This is a genomic window from Geobacillus zalihae NBRC 101842 (genome assembly GCF_001544135.1).
In the GTDB taxonomy this organism is placed as follows: Bacteria; Bacillota; Bacilli; order Bacillales; family Anoxybacillaceae; genus Geobacillus; species Geobacillus zalihae.
Window position 1 is genome coordinate 1 of sequence record NZ_BCPV01000158.1, and the last position, 584, is coordinate 584.

1 protein-coding gene is annotated in these 584 nt (G+C 53.4%); it reads right to left on the bottom strand.

The window, feature by feature from the left end:
* Positions 1 to 92: 92 nt before the first annotated feature.
* Positions 93 to 584 (bottom strand): IS1634 family transposase (locus GZ1_RS17810; RefSeq protein WP_157074408.1); only part of this gene is annotated, 492 nt, incomplete at its 5' end.

Below are 584 nucleotides of genomic sequence, written 5' to 3' on the forward strand. Positions count from 1 at the left end.
CCCGAGTTCGACAGTGACTAGGCAAACAAAATGCCTCTCGCCCCTTGATACAAAAGGGACGAGAGGCATTTGGGCACACTTCGGGCGTGTATCTAGGCGCGAGGATGGATGCCTAGGATCTTCGGAGGAGGCTCCAGCCCTAGAGCCGTAAAGAGTTGCGCTTGTTTGGCCGTCAGTTCGGTTCGTTGATAAAGGTCGCCGTTTTTGGAAGAAAAATGTCCAAGCATGAGACGCTCGCATTCGTCTCTTACTTTCGGCCACGATTCATGAGTTCGGATCTCCACGATCCGAACCAGCAAGAGAGCCAGCCAACTGAGCAGCACATGCGCCCGGATACGGTCTTCCAAGCGATGATACATGGGGCGCAGCTCGAGTGTTGATTTCAACGTCCGAAAGGCCTGCTCGATATCCACCAGTTGCTTATACCCGAGCGCGACATCCTCGGCAGACAAGGTGTCATCGGAGGTTCGGATGAGATATTTGCCATCGTACTTTTCCGCTTCACGAACCGCTTGCTTGTCGATGCGAAGCGTTCCATCCTTCAATTGACGCAAGTATTTTCCGTAGGACGGATGGGAACGCAG